The organism is Prevotella sp. Sow4_E9_plate, from assembly GCF_052116205.1.
In the GTDB taxonomy this organism is placed as follows: domain Bacteria; phylum Bacteroidota; class Bacteroidia; order Bacteroidales; family Bacteroidaceae; genus Prevotella.
In genome coordinates this window covers 196,134-213,812 of the sequence record NZ_JBQKLN010000002.1, presented here as the reverse complement: position 1 = coordinate 213,812, position 17,679 = coordinate 196,134, and the positions used below count along the sequence as shown (strand labels likewise).

Genomic DNA, 17,679 nt, shown 5'->3' with positions numbered 1-17,679 from the left:
CAGCATCTCCATGATGAAATTACCAATTCTGGCAAGATTGCTCTGAAGCGTATCAGAGTCAGAGCGGTAAACTGTCTTGGAGGAATCCTCTTTCAAGTATTCCTTTGCCCGTTCTTCCTGCTCTGGGGAGAGATGGGTAAGCGTGCATGTCTTGAGGAACTTGACCAGAGTTGTATGTATCAGTTCATAGCGAGACTGGCGAGCGATATTGCTACCGATAAGCTTACTGTCCATACGGACGCATTTGCCTGATATCTTGAGAAGGTGTACATGCTTGCCAGCAAGCTGCTCGAAGCAGAGCTGCATCAGGTCAATGCCAGTTCTTTCCTGATATTCGCAGATGCGGCGGCGAAACAGATAATAGGTATCTATTGATGGGGTTACATCAGTCAGAAGTTCCATGCCGAGAGCCTTTCTGGTAAGAAGGTCAAACTCGCACTTCTCAAACAGATCCTCGTCGCTGCAACCGAATCCCTCCTTCAAGACAGACATAGCCACGAGTATGCGGATGGAAGCATTTGGGCGGCCGCTCTTCTTGCCTTCAGGGAACAAAGGCTTGAATATCTCCTCATCAATCTTGGTTGTCACGAGGCTATAGAACTGGTTATGCCATGCGTTGGGGTCAGAATACTTCTTTGAAGCACGACTTCCTAACTGCATTGAGGGAGCCGTGAATATATCTAACTGAGGATTCGGATCTGTCTTTTTAAACATAGTCATTCTTTTAATTGATGGTGTAAAGATACGAAAAATATTCCAGATAACAGCATAAAGCAGAGATTATTTTCGTGAAATATAAACATTTTAAACAGGCCTTACTTTTTAAAGTGGGCTCTTTACTGAAGTTTCGCATGTGGTTCAAGTACGGGCTGAAGGCCCTGGGCTAGGAGCTTCTGCCCTTTCAGGGCGTGTGGGGCTTACTTGCGAAACTTAACTTAAGAGCCCACTCGAAAAAGTCCCGAATCATATTTTTCGCCTTTGTAACTTATTGATAATCAATAGCACATTTTCGTAAAAATGACTTTTTCAAGTGGGCTCACTTAAGTAACGTTATACTAATTAATATATACTGCTTTCAATAGTATCAATCCAATAAAATAATCGAATTATGAAAAGAATCCTTTGTGTACTTATTGCAGCCATCTGGCTCTGCACTTGCTGGGCAGGGAATGGCAAGAAAACTATTGTCTGGGAACAGCCGATAGCTGAATCGAACCAGCTATTTTATGATCCTTTCCAATCTCAACTCAACATCTATCGTGTGGAATTCGCAGATGATGAAACAAGAGTGTTCATGCACATCACTTTTCGCCCACACTATTGGGTAAAGTTTGTGAAGGAAACCTATCTTCTTGCTGATGGCAAGAAATATCTCGTCAAGAGCTGTGATGGACTGAAACTTGACGAAGAACACAATATACCTAGCTCTGGCAAGGAGGATGTGGTCTTCCATTTCGCACCGCTCCCCAAGAAGACCCGAAAGTTTGACTTCCTGGAAGGTGACGGCAAACAGAACTTCAAGATATTTGACATCGAGAATATCGATACCCGCATCAAACAGCTCTTCTCCTCGCTTTGGCGAAACGATGCGACCGGCGATTGGGAGATAGGATTCTACGATGATTTCGCCATCTACGACTGCCGTTACTGGCAATACAAGCAGAAGAATCAGAAGGGCGACAAGTACTCTTTCATCCTTACCGATGGCAAGAGCGACCTGGCTGTCAACATCGACAAACCTCAACATGGTAAGCGCACGATGAGCATCAACGGCAAGAAAGCCGAATATTCGCTCATTACCACTTCCACCCTTCCGGATTATCCGCAGAAAGATGAAACCACAAGTCTGAAGGATACTCATAACAAGCCCGATACGGCTATTGTTGTGGGATGGCTCAGAAATATGCCTAAGGAATTTTGGGATAGAGGGCAGGAGTATAGTGTGCAGTATTATGATCTCTTTTCCACATTCAAGGAAGTGAGCAATTGTAGCAAGCTCGATTCACTTGGCAGATTTGAGATCAAAGTACCCCTCATCAACTCTACCGAGGTTTTCATGGACTGGAAACATACTTATATCAACACGGTGTTGGAGCCAGGTGAGACCTATTATCTGCTCTATGACTTCAAGTCTGGACATTCCATCTTCATGGGTAAGAACTGCCGCTTGCAAAACGAACTGCTGGCGCATCCTATCCCAATGATTAACGCAGACTATGCAGGTAATGAGAATAAGGTTCCAGCCCAGGAGATGATGCAGATTCTTGAATCCAGATATAAGGAGGCTGAAGGGAACTTACGGAAACAGATAGAAAAATCGGCATCTATTTCCAGATGTTATCAGGAGTATGCGGCTCAACACCTTCTCTGCATTTATGCTACGGCTATCTTGCAAGGAGCATATAGAGTAAAAGACAATGTTTTCCCTCAGGAATATGTGAGCCAAGTGAAAAAAATATGGAAGGAGATTCCGCAGCCTTATACTCAGTTTCGTGACTATAATATGCTGACTAAAGATCTCATCGACCAGGAAGCAAGGTTAAAGTACAGTACACCCATGGGGAAGACCTATGGATTCTTGTTCACCAATTATTATCCGGAACTGTTGATAAAGCACAAGGCTCAGGGGGATATTGCGATAACCGATTCAGAAATTGCTACGGTGGAACAATGGGCTAAGAATCTGGATGCCATGACTATCAAGCAATTTCAGACGACAGATGCCAAGGAGCAGGAGAAAATAGAAAATGCTTTTTCCAACTCAGCCCTTGCCAAGCGTGCTACGGCTATCATTGGAAGAGAAGATATTGCCAAGATGCTTAAGGATGAGACTCCTCTCATCGATGTATATTATGCCCAGCATATAGCTGATAGCATGGGATGCAACCAGCAGCAGAAAGATGTCATCATCTCTAAAGCCCTTCTTCAGATGTTGGAAAGACTAGCCATGCCACTCAATAGTTATGGTCTTGACCTGGCAGAACATTGTATCAGTTCTGAAGTTCTCAGGGAGAAAGTATTGGCAGAACACCATAAGTACCTGTCTTTGCAGAACAGGGACATTACTGCCAGTCTCAAGACAGCTCCTCAGGGTATGAACGATGGGGAGAAGCTTCTTCGCCATATATTGGAGCCTTATAAGGGAAAGCTTGTATTGCTGGATGTCTGGGGAACCTGGTGTGCCCCTTGCAAGATGGCTCTAGCCCATTCGAAGGAAGAGTTCGAACGCCTGGCGCCATACGATGTGGTATATCTATACATGGCAAACAACAGTCCTGAAGAGTCATGGAAAAATCTCATCAGACTGAATGGTCTGGTTGGCGACAATATCGCCCACTATAACTTGCCAGCTGCTCAGCAGAGTGCCATCGAGAACTATCTCTACATTCACTCCTTCCCATCCTATCGCCTTTTCGATAAGGAAGGAAATCTGGTAGATGTGAAAGTGGATGCTCGCCAGCTTGACAATCTGGAGAAAATCATCAAGGAACTGAGTAAATAAAAAAAGATGACCTCGCAAAACGCGGGGTCATCTTTTCTATTATAAAGGATTATCTATCAATAGAGCATCCATATTGTTCTTAATGAGTGCAAATATACAAATTAAATACGAAATTGCACTCTGCTCAGTGCAATTAATCCTTCTTTTCGCACACGTATAACTTTTTTCACGTATGTGGTCGATGCCTATCTATAGTGATTGCCAAAAGTAAGGCTTCATTTCACATACTTTCATTTAGTTTAGCCCCATACATAGAGGTTTTCGCCCTAAACTAAAAAAATCACAAAGAAAATACATTTTCCTCCTGAATATATTCCCTATTCTCAAAGAAAAATATTATCTTTGTATCTGTTTAAAGATTAACAAGTAAACATGAATACAGAGCAACAAAAGATAGAATACAAGAGTCTGCAAAAGATTCGAACAGGAGAGAAAGGATTCAAGGAGCTCTCCACTACTTGTGTGGCTTTAGCCAATGCACAAGGTGGACAAATTATGATTGGCGTAGAAGACAAGACCAAGAAGCCTGCTCCCAATCAAGTTATATCGCAAGAAGAGGCAAATAGTGCCGTTACAAGATTGCGTGGACTTTGTTTCAATGTTGGTCTTGCAGTAGGCGACGTATGTGCAGACGAAACTGGCAGCCAGTACTTTGCCATCACAGTATTCCCTTCACTCCATTCATATGCCACCACTTCTGATGGCAAGATGTATATCCGTGTCGCTGACAAATGTGAGCCGGTTCGTAGTGAGGATATCCAACGTGTTGGAGAAGAGAAAGGAGCTTTCCAATGGGAACTTGTACCAACACAGTTTGAGTTGGAAGATGAGAATAAGACGAATCTCTCAAAATTCGCTAATGATATACGCCAATCTGATAGAGTGAAGCAGCATATCAAGCAGCTCGATGATATGGAAATTGGCGAACAGTACGGATAAAGAAGTTGTTCGCTTGATGGATTATGTTGACCATAATTATCAGCTTTCCCAAAAGAACAAGATAGCTTTCGGCATCATAGCCAGAGAGAAACGCATTGCCGCAACTGATTTATCTAAAATCCTCCAGCTATCTGCAGAAGAACGATTGAGAAGCTATATCGATAACTTAGACAAAAGCAATCTGATAACGAAAGGTGGCGTCAAGAAAGGATCATTTTTCCAAATCAATACAACTTTGCTGAAAAATGCAAAATCTAACATTGTTACTAGTTTGAAGACTATAGAACCACATGTTCTTAAGGCACTAATTATGGAAGATCTCCGTGTGCATCCTTTGAGTAAAATATCTGATATAGCAGAGCGCATTCCTGATATAGATATGAAAGAGATTCGAAAGATGCTCTATTCTATGGTTGGGAAGGAGATAGAAAAAGAGGGCACTCGATTTGATAGTAAATATTATATAAAGTAATGGCATAAAAAAAAGGTCTGAAAAAGAAAAAACTGTTAAAAATCATGTATTGGGCTAATAATCAGCGACTTTCTTTTTTCAGTATTCTTTTTCTACTCCTATATTTCATAAAAGAGATTTTAAGTCTCGGTATAAGAACAGACATTACGATGGAAACAAAGGATACCATCTATGTGATAGAACTGAAATTTAATAAGTCGGCACAAGAGGCTCTTGACCAAATTAACAATAAGCATTATGCTGATGCTTTTGCCCTAAAAGGCAAAACCGTGGAAAAGATTGGTATGAACTTTATGATTGATGAAGATAAGACTATCGTATTGGATTGGGTAAAATATTCCTGCTAAAAAATGAGGGTGTGTCATAAGTCCATGACACATCCTCATTTTTTTCTTGTTGGATGCTGATAGCAGTGCAGGCTATCAGCCTATGCTGGCAAGCAAGAGTGTGGAATATGACAGAAAGACAGTAAAGCTACAGATACAAGTGTTACATCATATAAACTATTTGAAACATGTGAAAAAGTAGAATTCAGTTTTTTGGCTTACCTTTGCAACCACAAATAACAATTTTAATATACTAATAATTAATTTAAATCATAAAATGACCAGATACAGAATGATTTTATCCCTGCTTTTGGCTGGCATGGGAACTGCAGCAACAGCACAGAACATCAACTTGCCAATCATCCAGACCAAGTACACGGCCGATCCTGCACCTTATGTGCACAACGATACGGTTTATCTCTATACCACCCACGATGAGGATGGGGCTGAGGGCTTCCTGATGAAAGACTGGCTGCTCTATACCTCAACGGATATGGTAAACTGGCAAGACCGCGGTGCCGTGGCTTCATTGAAAGACTTCAAGTGGTTCAAGGGCGAGAATGGTGCCTGGGCAGAGCAGGTCATCGAGCGCAATGGCAAATGGTATATGTATTGCCCTATCCACGGTCATGGCATCGGAGTGCTGGTAGCAGATAGTCCATTCGGACCTTTCAAGGATCCTATCGGAAAGCCTCTGGCATGGGAGGGCGACTGGTTCGACATCGACCCTACCGTATGGATTGATGATGATAACCAGGCTTACATGTATTGGGGCAACCCGGAGTTGAAGGCAGTGAAACTGAACGAGGACATGATTTCTTATTCCGATTCCATCATGCACTTCCCGAAGATTCAGGATTATCAGGAAGGTCCTTGGCTCTGGAAGCGCAATGGCAATTATTATCTTGCTTATGCTTCTACTTGCTGTCCTGAGGGCATCGGTTATGCGATGAGCAAGAATCCGCTCGGACCGTGGGAATATAAGGGACATATCATGAACCATACGCCTCGTACTCGTGGCAATCATCCGGGCATCATCGACTATAAGGGCAAGAGCTATTGCTTCGGCTTGAATTATGACATCTTCCGTTTGAAGACGGGGCGTCATGCCGAGCAGCGTTCTGTTTCTGCGGCCGAAATGACTTACAATCCTGACGGAACCATCCAGGAGTTGCCATACTTCCAGGACTGCAAGTTGGAGCAGATAGAATGGTTCAACCCTTATCGAAAGGTTGAGGCTGAGACGATGGCTTGGGGCTATGGATTGAAGACGCAGCCTAAGAACGAATGGGCGCAGAAGGACAGATGGAACCAGGTGGTTACGAATATTGATGAGGATGAGTATATCCTCGTGAAGGGTGTTGACTTCAAGAAGGGTGCAAGTAAGTTTGAGGTTTCTGCCTCTTGCCACATGTTTGGCGGCTGCATCGAAATCCGTCTTGATGGGGTTAACGGCCAGTGCATCGGCAAGGTGGATATCAAGAACACCAAGGATGAATACAAAACCTTCTCTACTCAGGTGAAGAAGGTAAAGGGTGTTCATGATCTCTACTTCGTCTTTAAGGGAGGCGACATCCAGAAGCAGAACCTCTTCTTCCTGGATTGGTGGAAGTTTGGGGAGTAAGATAAACTTAATAAAGTTTTTGAAACATTCGATAAAGTCATTATGATTGTTTTTTCGTAATTTTGCAGCGTTAAACGAATAAACAATCATAATGATGAATACAAAGAAAATTTGGACTAGCAAAAAGCCGTTACTGATAAGCGCATGGCTGCTTGCCATGCAGGGGGCTACCTATGCACAGAACCCAATCGTGCAAACACAGTTAACTTCCGACCCAGCACCTCTGGTTGTCGGAGACCGTCTCTATGTATATACCGGTCATGATGAAGATAAGGCTGACTTCTTCTGGATGAACGAATGGCGTGTGTATTCCACCAAGGATATGGTGAATTGGACAGACCATGGTTCTCCGCTCGACCTCAGTTCTTTTTCCTGGGCAGACGACCGTGCCTGGGCAGCACAGACCATCGAACGTAATGGTAAGTATTACTGGTATATCTGTGCGCACTCTAAACTGACGGGCGGAATGGCTATCGGCGTAGCTGTGGCAGATTCTCCTACCGGTCCGTTCAAGGATGCGCTGGGCAAACCGCTTTTCGATAATGGAAGTTGGGACAATATCGACCCAACGGTTTGGATGGATGAGGATGGTCAGGCTTATCTCTATTGGGGTAATCCGCATCTTTACTATGCCAAACTGAATGAAGATATGATCAGCTTCAAGGGTGGTATAGATGCTAAGTCAGCTGTTGATGAAAAGCGTGAAGTGGGCAGAATCGTGATGACTGAGGAGGGATTCGGTTCGCCTGACGTGGAGAAGCGTGATTCTACCCGAAAATATAAGGATTGCTACACAGAGGGACCTTGGTTCATGAAGCGTGGCAAGAACTATTATATGCTTTATGCTGCAGGTGGAGTGCCTGAGCATATTGCTTATTCCATGAGCAAGAAGCCTTTCGGACCATGGAAGTATATGGGCGAAATCATGCCATTGGAAGATACGGGTTCCTTTACTAACCATTGCGGTGTGACCGACTTCAAGGGCAAGTCTTATTTCTTCTATCATACGGGTAAACTGGGTGGCGGATTCGGACGCAGCGTGGCTGTGGAAGAATTCAAATACAATGCCGACGGCACATTCCCAATTATCCACCATACTCAGGAAGGAGTGGCTCCTATCGCAACCCTCAATCCTTACAAGCGCCAGGAAGCAGAAACCATCGCTTTCTCTAAGGGAGTGAAGTCGGAGCAGACCGACGATACGGGTGTTTATATCTCTGAAATTCATACAGGCGATTATATCAAGGTGCGCGAGGTGGATTTCGGAAATGAAAGTCCGGATGCATTTGCCATCTCTGCAGCGTGCTCTTCGCTCGGCGGTTCATTGGAGGTTCATCTCGATAAGGAAGATGGCGAACTGGTGGCAAAACTTGATGTTACCAAGACGGGTGGCTGGGAAAAGTGGAAGACTTTCTCGGCACAAATGCTAAAGAAAGTGACAGGAAAGCATGATATATACTTCGTGTTCAAGGGATTGAAGGGAAGCAAACTCTTCAATTTCGACTGGTGGAAGTTTGAGAAGAATTTCGCCAATCCTGTGGTTTGGGCTGATGTGCCTGATGTGGATGTAATCCGTGTGGGTGACAGCTTCTATATGGTAAGCACCACCATGCATCTGATGCCGGGTGCGCCTATCATGAAATCGAAGGATCTGGTGAACTGGGAAACCGTGAACTATATCTTCCCTAAACTTACCGATTCGCCTAAGTATGACATGAAGGAGGGTACGGTGTATGGTCGTGGTCAGTGGGCCACTTCGCTGCAGTATCATCGTGGCAAGTTCTATGCGCTCTTTGCTCCGAATGATAATCCTGGTGGAGAGACTTATATCTGTACAGCCGATGATATTGAGGGAAAATGGACTATCCACAGCCGTTTGCAGCATTTCCATGATGCCGCTCTCTTCTTTGATGATGATGACAAGGCGTATGTGGTTTATGGTACAGGAGAGATGGTGCAGCTGAATGCAGACTTAACTAATGTAGTGCCTGGCAGCCATCGTAAACTCTTTGAGCGTGATGCTGATGAAACGGGTTTGCTCGAAGGCTCCCGCATGATCAAGCACAACGGCAAGTATTATCTCCTGATGATTTCGTGGCCACAGGGACATCCTCGTCGTGAGGTTTGTTATCGTGCTGATAAGATAACGGGTCCTTACGAAAAGAAGGTGATTCTGGAAACGGAGTTTGCCGGATTCAACGGCGTGGGACAAGGTACGATTGTAGATGATAAGGATGGCAACTGGTATGGCATCGTATTCCAAGACCGTGGTGGTGTGGGCAGAGTGCTCACGCTGGAGCCATGTACCTGGAAGGACGGATGGCCTATGCTGACCGATGAGAAGGGCAATATTCCTGCCGAGATGCAGAAGCCTGTGCTGGGCTACGATGGCAAGGGACTCGTGTATAGCGACGATTTCTCGAAGGATAAACTGGAACTGCAGTGGCAGTGGAACCACAATCCTGTGGATAATGCCTGGTCGCTCAAAGAGCGCAAGGGCTGGCTCCGCCTGAAGACATCCCGTATCGTTCCTAATATCTTCCTGGCTCCTAATACCATCAGTACCCGTACCGAGGGACCTGCTTGCGAGGGAATCATCAAGATGGATGTAAGCAAGATGAAGGATGGCGATGTGGCTGGTCTGTCAGCCTTCCAGGGTGATGCAGCCCTGCTTTCTATCGTAAGGGAAGGCAAGAAACTCTTTGTGGTAGGTACCAAGGAGAGTGTAGCTTTGACTGAAAAGGAAAAGGCTGTGACCGATGTGAAGCGTGAGGAGGTGTATCGCCAGCCTTTGAATCTGAAGCAGGATAAGGCAACGAAATCAAGCATCATCTATCTGAAGATGAGCTGCGATTTCCGTCTTCATCAGGATCTCGCCACCTTATTATATAGTATAGACGGCAAGACCTGGATTCCTGCCATCAAGGATTTCAAGATGCAGTATGATTATCGCCGCTTCTTCATGGGCACCCGTATTGCCATCTATAACTATGCCACAAAGGCTGCTGGCGGATATATAGATGTTGATTCTTTTGAGTATTCTAAAAGAAAATAGGTTTAAAGTTTGAGCTTTTTTAAATTTTAACGGCACAAAGTGAAGGAAAATCAAAAAGTTTCCTTATCTTTGTGCCGTTTTTAATAACTAATCAATGCTGATTTTATGAACAGAAATAAGATGATTTTGGGGGCTTGGGTCTTGGGACTATTGTTTCCGATAGAGATGATGGCTAAGACAAGTTGCACAGATAATAGTACTCGACTTTGGTATAACGCCCCAGCCCAGCAGTGGCTGGAGGCTCTGCCTATCGGAAACTCACATCTGGGAGGTATGGTGTATGGCGGAACCACGGATGAGAATATCCAGTTGAATGAGGAGACTTTCTGGAGTGGCGGTCCCCATAACAACAATAGCAGGAAATCCCTGGAGAATCTGCCAAAGGTGAGGGAACTCATCTTCAATGGCAGGGAAGAGGAGGCAGCGGCTCTCATCAACCAGACTTTCATCCCAGGTCCTCATGGCATGCGCTTCCTGCCGATGGCAAATCTGCATATCAGCATGAAGAATCAGGGAAAGGCTGAGCAGTTTGTGCGCAACCTGGATTTGAAGAAGGCGATTGCCACGACTTCTTTCGTGATGGATGGCGTAAGATATACCCGCACCACCTTTGCTTCGCTGGCTGATGGCGTTATCGTTTGCCACATCAAGGCGAGCAGAAAGGGGGCTTTGAATATCGATGTTACCCTGGATTCGCCTTTTGAACATCAGACTCAGAAAACGTCTTCAGGGGTTATGCTGAAGGTGAAGGGACAAGATCAGGAAGGCATCAAGGCAGCTCTCGCTGCCGAATGTGTGGCAGATGTAAGGGCGGATGGTACCGAGGCAACCATCATCGTGAGTGCTGCCACCAATTTTGTGAACTATCACGATGTGTCGGGCAATGCAGCCCAGCGCAATGCTGACTATATAAATAAGGTGAAACTGATGAGCTATGCACAGTTGGAGAAACGCCATGTGGAGGCTTACCAGAAGCAGTTCGCTACTTCTTCCCTGGTTCTGCCAACCGATGCCAATGCTTCGTTGCCTACCAATCAGCGCCTGGAGAAATTTGCAGGCAGCAAGGATATGGCGATGGTAGCGCTGATGTATAATTACGGTCGCTATCTGCTCATCTCCTCTTCACAGCCAGGTGGACAGGCGGCAAACCTGCAGGGTGTTTGGAACAACAGCAAAAATGCGCCTTGGGACAGTAAATATACCATCAACATCAATACGGAGATGAACTACTGGCCTGCCGAGGTAACGAATCTCAGTAACACCACGGAGCCTCTTTATTCGCTGATTAAGGATTTGAGTGTAACGGGAGCACAGACGGCTAGGGAAATGTATGGTTGCCGTGGCTGGATGGCACATCATAACACCGATATCTGGCGCATAGCGGGTCCGGTGGATGGTGCGCAGTGGGGCATGTTCCCGAATGGTGGAGCCTGGCTCACCACCCATCTCTGGCAGCATTATCTCTATACGGGCGACAAGGCTTTCCTCAAGCAGTGGTATCCGGTAATAAAAGGTGCCGCTGAGTTCTATCTCGACTATATGCAGAAGTTGCCGGGCACCGAATGGAAGGTAACTGTGCCGTCGGTGAGTCCGGAACAGGGACCTATGGGTAAGAGAACTGCCGTAACGGCAGGTTGCACGATGGATAACCAGATAGCCTTCGATGCCCTGACCAGTGCCGTGAAGGCTTCTGAAATATTGGGTGTTGATGAGGCTGAACGCAAGGCGATGCAGCAGCTGATTTCTCAGATTCCGCCAATGCAGTTAGGAAAGTACGGACAGTTGCAGGAGTGGCTTGTGGATGCGGATGATCCGAAGAATGAGCATCGCCATATTTCGCATCTCTATGGATTGTATCCATCCAATCAGATTTCACCTTTTTCTCATCCGGAACTGTTCCATGCCGCAGCCACCACTCTGAAGCATCGTGGCGACCAGGCTACGGGCTGGAGTCTAGGTTGGAAGACGAACTTCTGGGCACGCATGCTAGATGGCAATCATGCTTTCAGAATCATCAGCAATATGCTTCGCCTGTTGCCATCTGATGCGCAGGCAAAGGAGTATCCTGATGGCAGAACCTATCCGAATCTCTTCGATGCCCATCCACCATTCCAGATTGATGGTAACTTCGGAGTAACAGCCGGCATCGCAGAGATGCTCCTGCAGAGCCATGATGGAGCCGTGCATCTCTTGCCTGCCTTGCCTGATGCCTGGAAAGAGGGATGCGTAAAAGGACTTCGTGCCCGTGGCGGTTTTGTGGTAGACATGGAATGGAAGAATGGAAAACTGAAGCAGGCGAAGATTCGCTCCACCATTGGAGGCATCCTGCGTCTTCGCTCATACGTACCGCTGAAGGCGAAAAAACTGAAGAAGGCAGAAGGAAAATGTCCAAATATCCTTTTTGCATCTGCAGAAGTGAAGCCTGTAATGGAACAGCATCGGATAGCAGAGGGAGTGAAGGTCCCTATTCCTGACGTATATGAATATGACTTGGAAACAGAACCAGGAAAGGCTTATCTGATTAAATAATGTCCTAAAATCACATTTGTTGCCATAAAAGTATCATTTTGTCCACCTCTGGTTGGATAATTATTCGTACTTTTGTGGCAATATTTTTTATAATAATCTTTTAGACCTATAAATGAGAATGAAGAAATTATTATTTGCAACCTGTTGCATCGCTTTTTTGAGCGGTTCTTTGGGAGCTGCGGCGCAGAAAAAATCTGCAGCTAAGAATGTTCTGACACAGACTTTGAAAGGGAAGTCTTGGTCGGCTGATAATGGTAATGGTACCTTTACAAACCCTTTGTTTTATGATGAGTTTTCTGACCCTGATATTATCAGAGTAGGGGAGGATTACTATCTGGCGGGTACCACGATGCACAGTGTTCCGGGACTGGTGGTTCTCCATTCCAAGGATCTTGTGAATTGGGAATTTTCTTCCTACTGTTTCGACCGATTCGATGATTCTGATGATTTCAATCTCAGAAACGGCAAGGAGGCTTACGGACAGGGTATCTGGGCGCCTGCCATCCGATATCATAACGGCAAGTTCTATATCTTCTCTAACATCAACGGACATGGTTTGCAGGTGTATATTTCGGACAGTGCCAAGGGACCTTGGACGCATCATAAAGTTAATGGTGATATCTACGACCTCTCTGTGCTCTTCGATGAGGATGGCAAGATTTATGCCGTGCACAAGTATGGCAACGTGACCGTTACGGAGTTGAAGCCCGATTTGAGTGGTCCGGTAGAGGGCAGCAGCAAGGTGGTGATTCCGGAAGGCAATGCGATGGGTGAGGGACATCATGTTTATAAAATCAATGGTATGTACTACATCCTCTCTGCTGATTATTCGCCGATGGGTCGTATGCAGTGTGCCCGAAGCAAGAGTATCTGGGGACCTTACGAAACCTGCGTAATCAGCGAGAGAGAATCGTATGGTTATGCTGCGGGATGGAGCGTAGGTAACATGGGCATCGGTCGTCCTTTGCCGGAAGATGGCTTCAAATTCCAAAACAACCAACCAAATGGCTTGAATCTGGGCTGTGCTACGATTCACCAGGGTGGCATCGTGCAGGCTCCTGACGGGAAATGGTGGGGCGTTTCGATGCAAGACTTCAATGCCGTGGGCAGAACCGTATGCCTGTCGCCTATCACTTGGGTTGACGGCTGGCCTTATTTCGGATTGGAGAAGAACCTGGGACGTTCGCCTCGTACCTGGTTCAAACCGAATGATGCGGTAAAAGCACCTCAGGCACCATACGAAAGATGTGATGATTTCTCTGGCAAGACTTTCAAGCCGGTTTGGCAGTGGAATCATAATCCGAACGACAAGATGTGGTCGCTGAATAAGGAGCGAAAGGGATGGCTCCGTTTGCATTCCATGCCTGCCAAGCAACTGCTTTGGGCAAAGAATACATTGACGCAGCGTGCCATCGGACCTGTTTCTTATACTTCTGTTAAATTAGATGCATCCCGCTTGAAGGTAGGTGATGAGGCTGGTTTGGGTGCCATCAATACGCCATACGCTTCATTGGGCGTTGTCAAGACGGATAAGGGGTTGAACTTGAGATGTTATGACCAGAATACCAACAAGGAAGTGTTGAAACCGTTGGCTAAAAGCAAGGTAGTTTGGTTGCGCCTTTGGGGTGATTATGACAAGAGCCAGTTGCAATATTCCTATTCTCTGGATGGCAAGACCTGGGAGAATATCGGCGAGCAGATGCTTTCGCCTTATCAGTTGAAGACCTTCCAGGGGGTACGTGTGGCACTTTATGCTTTCAATAAGAAGGATGTGAATGGCGGTGTGGCTGATTTCGATGATTTCAAGGTAGAGGAGCCGATGGCTGACAGAACAGACAATCTGCCTATAGGCAAGACCATAAGATTCTTTAATCTCGCTGATGCCAGTCTGATGGATGCAACCGGACATGGATTGATGCATGGTTCCGGTAACCGAAAGGACATGAGAAATCAGGTGAAGTTTGTTGTGGAGGATAGAGGTAAGGGAAAGATTGCTTTGAAGACGGCTGACGGACGATATGTTTATATTGCTGGTGCTGGTTTGTCTGGTGATGTTCGTCTGACTTCCGACTCTTCCAAGGCAGAGGATTTTTTATGGCAGGATATGCTTTATAACCGCTGCATGCTTCTTTCTCTGAAAACGCAACGCTATGTGGGCAAGAATCCTGTGGATGGTAGTCCTTACTCTGCTGATTTTCAGGGTGCTGATGCAGGAATGAAAAATGGGTGTGTCTTCTCGTGGGAGATTGTAGAGTAATCTGTTCTTGAAAATATATAAAAAGAGCTTGACTCGTTTGGGTAGGAGTCAAGCTCTTCTTGTTTATCTTTTGTTTTATTTTTCTTACGTTCTATTCAAAATAGAAAGTCAATGCAATCATCTTGCTATGAGCACTTTTTGCCGCCTTCGTATAAGGCAACATGCTTTTGTCTTTCACTTTATTGATATAATTCTTGTCGTATGAGTCTGTTAATCCATACATGAACTTAAGTTCTGGTCTGAGCTTAAAGAATGGTAGGTAGAAATCGCATCCGGCACCAATTTCGAGGAACATTTCAGACTTCTTCAGTTTGATGTAATCATCGTTGTTTCCGCTAAGATTGATCATTGGATTCAATCCTGCCATGATGTAAGGTCGATGATTGTTAAATCTTTGTGCGCCAAAAATGAGGTTAAAAGCTGAAGAAATATATGCCGTTTTCATTTCCTGCTTTTCTTCTATGGGATTTCCTATACCATCTTTTTCCATCAGATTATGGAATGTGAGATGTCTCGTACCGAAGTACATGGCCGGAGCAATACGAAACTGGAAGTGGCTGTTTAGGCGGAATTCTCCCAAAACTCCTACCGTAAATCCCGCATCCCATCTGTCTTGATCTACCGTAACATTGGATTCCTTCTCATTACCATCTGCATCTATATAAGAAGTTAGTCCTGTATTCGTAAATTCTAAATCTTGGAAGTGGGTTCCAACCATAACGCCAAAATGGAATGGGCGCAAATCAGTATAAGGACGGTTTTCTACAGTCCTTTCTTGTGCCATGATTACTATGCTTATAGTCATGACTGCTAATATGGTCATTATCAATCTTTTCATATTATTATTAACGGATAAGTAGTCTACTTATTGCTTTGTTCTCTATTTCGATTATGTATAAATTGAAGTTTTCTCTTAAAAAACTTATACCTATTTGTAGGTATTCCGGAAAATATTATTATCTTTGCACCATCAAAATTAGGTATTAAACTATTGATGCGAATACATATTATTAACATTATAAAACATTAAGAATTATGGCATACGTAATTGGTGACGATTGTATCGCTTGCGGTACATGTATCGATGAGTGCCCATCAGGTGCAATCTCTGAGGGCGAGAAGTATTCTATCAACCCAGACCTCTGCACAGAGTGTGGTACTTGCGCAGATGTTTGCCCTAATGAGGCAATTAGTCTTCCTTAATTTTTAAGGATAGATACTTTTAGTTACATAAAACATTGAGAGCGGTTCCTCTGGAATCGCTCTTTTCTTTTATATAGACTTTGATTCACCCTTTATCCTTGCTTTGTGTAGAAAAACGGCTGTTTCTCGTTCTTATAGAGGTATATACAATTATATGTTGCTGTTTAATGTACGTAAAAAGGCGATGAAGCTAAGTACTTCACCGCCTTATATTTTTTCTAATCAAGATTTCTGTTAAAGAATTCTCTTGAGAAATTTCATATTACTGAGCTGCTTCCTCTTCAAGCCCCAAAGCCTTCTTTGCAAGAGAGTTGTTAGGATCGAGCTTAATCAACTTCTCGAAGTATGGTCTAGCAGTGTCTAAGTCATTCTTAGAACCCCAGTAGATGTAACCAGCATTCTTGTATGCCTGCATCAAGTAACCCTTTTCATCCTCATCATACTGCTTGCTTTCGAGTTCCTTGATTACCTTTTCATAGTTCTCAAGAGCCTTGTCGTCCAACTCATTCTGGAATGCGATGTTAGCAGCCTGCAAGTCAGCGTATGCCTTAATCTGTGGATACTTTTCAGCGAAGATGTTGTAAACACCGATAGCCTTGTCTACCCATACAGCCTTATCTGCGCCACCCTTCTGAGCTTTAGCATTGTAAATCTCAGCCATCTTAACGAAGTCAGAAGGAGCAGCGTTAGGGTTCTTCTCCATATAAGTCTGAGCGAACTCGATAGCCTTATCTTCGTTGCCCATAGCCTTGTATGTTTCAGAAATGTACTGGTAAGGCTTAACGTCTTCCTTATTCATTTCCAATGCCTTGTTGTACTGCTCCAAAGCCTGATCATACTGCTTGTTGCCAGCAAGGGCCAAACCGTAGTATGAATAGATGCTAGAGTTCTTCTTTACATCAGCGTTGTTGATGATAGCTGTTGCATAATTCAATGCATCCTCGAAGTTCTGTGTATCTACAGCTGCACGCATTGCCAAAATCTGGAATGCCGTATCCTTTGGATATTTCTGCATACCTTCTTTGCACAACTGAAGTGCCTCATCCTTCTTGTTCAAAATGTAAGCAGTGAAGCAGTATTCATAGAAGATATACTCTTCCATGGTGCTATGTTTTGCTTTTGAGAAATTCTCATAAGCCTTCTCATAGTTACCGTTAGCATAGAATGTATGACCAGTCTCTGCCTCTACAGGATAGTCAGGATTGATTGTCTTCAATTTCTGCAAAGCTTCTGCGCTACCATTTGGGTCAATCTTCTGGTATACACGAGCATAGCTGATATAACCCTGAGGATTCTTTGGATCCATAATCATACACTGCTTGTACCAGCTAGCAGCCTCACCACCGTTGTCCTGCATAGCGAAGATATCACCTTTCAAGATATATGCATCACCATAATTCTTGAATTTAGCGATAACAGCATCTGCTACTGCATTGCCTTCAGTATACTGCTTGTTGATAACAAGGGCATTACCTAATGCAACAAGAGCCTTAGGATCTTTTTTGAAGGTCTTCTGATAGGCCTTAACTTCCTTAGCAAATTCTTTAGCATCAACGTTGCCTGCTTTCAATGTAGTCTCAATTGGCTTAAGTGCATCCTTATAGTTCACATCCTGAGCCATTGCAGGAGCTGCCAAACCCATGACGAGCAAACCTGCTACTAAATATTTTACTGCTTTCATAATTCTATTTTTAAATACTTTCCTTTATCAAAACATGCTTTGACTCCAGTTAGTAAGTTTTATTTTAATTTTATCGTATATTTTCTTCGCT

12 protein-coding genes are annotated in these 17,679 nt (G+C 44.5%); 9 read left to right on the top strand and 3 right to left on the bottom strand.

Going from position 1 to position 17,679, the window contains the following annotated elements; all coding sequences use genetic code 11:
* Positions 1–720: transposase (locus tag ACTQ53_RS01750; RefSeq protein WP_441931798.1), on the bottom strand; the 720-nt coding region annotated here is incomplete at its 3' end.
* A 388-nt stretch (positions 721–1,108) separates the two neighbouring features.
* Here ACTQ53_RS01750 and ACTQ53_RS01745 point away from each other — a divergent pair.
* The 8 genes from ACTQ53_RS01745 (at position 1,109) to ACTQ53_RS01710 (ending at position 14,704) form a co-directional block, all read left to right on the top strand.
* Entirely contained in the window at positions 1,109–3,502 is a 2,394-nt protein-coding gene (locus ACTQ53_RS01745; RefSeq protein WP_441931797.1) for a TlpA family protein disulfide reductase, read from the top strand.
* 372 nt (positions 3,503–3,874) lie between these two features.
* Entirely contained in the window at positions 3,875–4,441 is a 567-nt protein-coding gene (locus tag ACTQ53_RS01740) for an ATP-binding protein (protein ID WP_294970720.1), read from the top strand.
* A complete protein-coding gene (locus ACTQ53_RS01735; RefSeq protein WP_441931795.1) occupies positions 4,410–4,913 on the top strand; it encodes a hypothetical protein in 504 nt (167 codons plus the stop codon). Before ACTQ53_RS01740 ends, ACTQ53_RS01735 begins: the two co-directional genes overlap by 32 nt.
* A 44-nt stretch (positions 4,914–4,957) precedes the next feature.
* A complete protein-coding gene (locus ACTQ53_RS01730) occupies positions 4,958–5,260 on the top strand; it encodes a PD-(D/E)XK nuclease domain-containing protein (RefSeq protein ID WP_295346666.1) in 303 nt (100 codons plus the stop codon).
* A gap of 256 nt (positions 5,261–5,516) precedes the next feature.
* Positions 5,517–6,863 carry a glycoside hydrolase family 43 protein gene (locus ACTQ53_RS01725; protein ID WP_441931794.1) on the top strand — a complete coding sequence of 449 codons (1,347 nt, stop codon included), beginning with the start codon at positions 5,517–5,519 and terminating at the stop codon, positions 6,861–6,863.
* A gap of 94 nt (positions 6,864–6,957) precedes the next feature.
* Positions 6,958–9,918, top strand: a complete 2,961-nt coding sequence (locus ACTQ53_RS01720) for a family 43 glycosylhydrolase (protein ID WP_441931801.1) — start codon at positions 6,958–6,960, stop codon at positions 9,916–9,918.
* 105 nt (positions 9,919–10,023) lie between these two features.
* Positions 10,024–12,447 (top strand): glycosyl hydrolase family 95 catalytic domain-containing protein, encoded by a 2,424-nt coding sequence (locus ACTQ53_RS01715; protein ID WP_441931792.1) that lies wholly within the window; start codon positions 10,024–10,026, stop codon positions 12,445–12,447.
* A gap of 118 nt (positions 12,448–12,565) precedes the next feature.
* The gene (locus tag ACTQ53_RS01710; protein ID WP_441931790.1) at positions 12,566–14,704 is read left to right on the top strand and encodes a family 43 glycosylhydrolase; all 2,139 of its coding nucleotides are present in this window, start codon (positions 12,566–12,568) and stop codon (positions 14,702–14,704) included.
* Between the two features lie 91 nt (positions 14,705–14,795).
* Here the strand turns inward: ACTQ53_RS01710 and porT are convergent, their stop codons facing one another.
* Positions 14,796–15,542, bottom strand: a complete 747-nt coding sequence (gene porT, locus ACTQ53_RS01705; protein WP_218416888.1) for a type IX secretion/gliding motility protein PorT/SprT — start codon at positions 15,540–15,542, stop codon at positions 14,796–14,798.
* A 197-nt stretch (positions 15,543–15,739) separates the two neighbouring features.
* Here porT and ACTQ53_RS01700 point away from each other — a divergent pair, with 197 nt between their 5' ends.
* Positions 15,740–15,907, top strand: coding sequence for a 4Fe-4S binding protein (locus tag ACTQ53_RS01700; protein WP_006849139.1), 168 nt, complete (start codon positions 15,740–15,742; stop codon positions 15,905–15,907).
* A gap of 262 nt (positions 15,908–16,169) precedes the next feature.
* Here the strand turns inward: ACTQ53_RS01700 and ACTQ53_RS01695 are convergent, their stop codons facing one another.
* Positions 16,170–17,588 (bottom strand): tetratricopeptide repeat protein, encoded by a 1,419-nt coding sequence (locus ACTQ53_RS01695; RefSeq protein ID WP_441931788.1) that lies wholly within the window; start codon positions 17,586–17,588, stop codon positions 16,170–16,172.
* Positions 17,589–17,679: the final 91 nt, after the last annotated feature.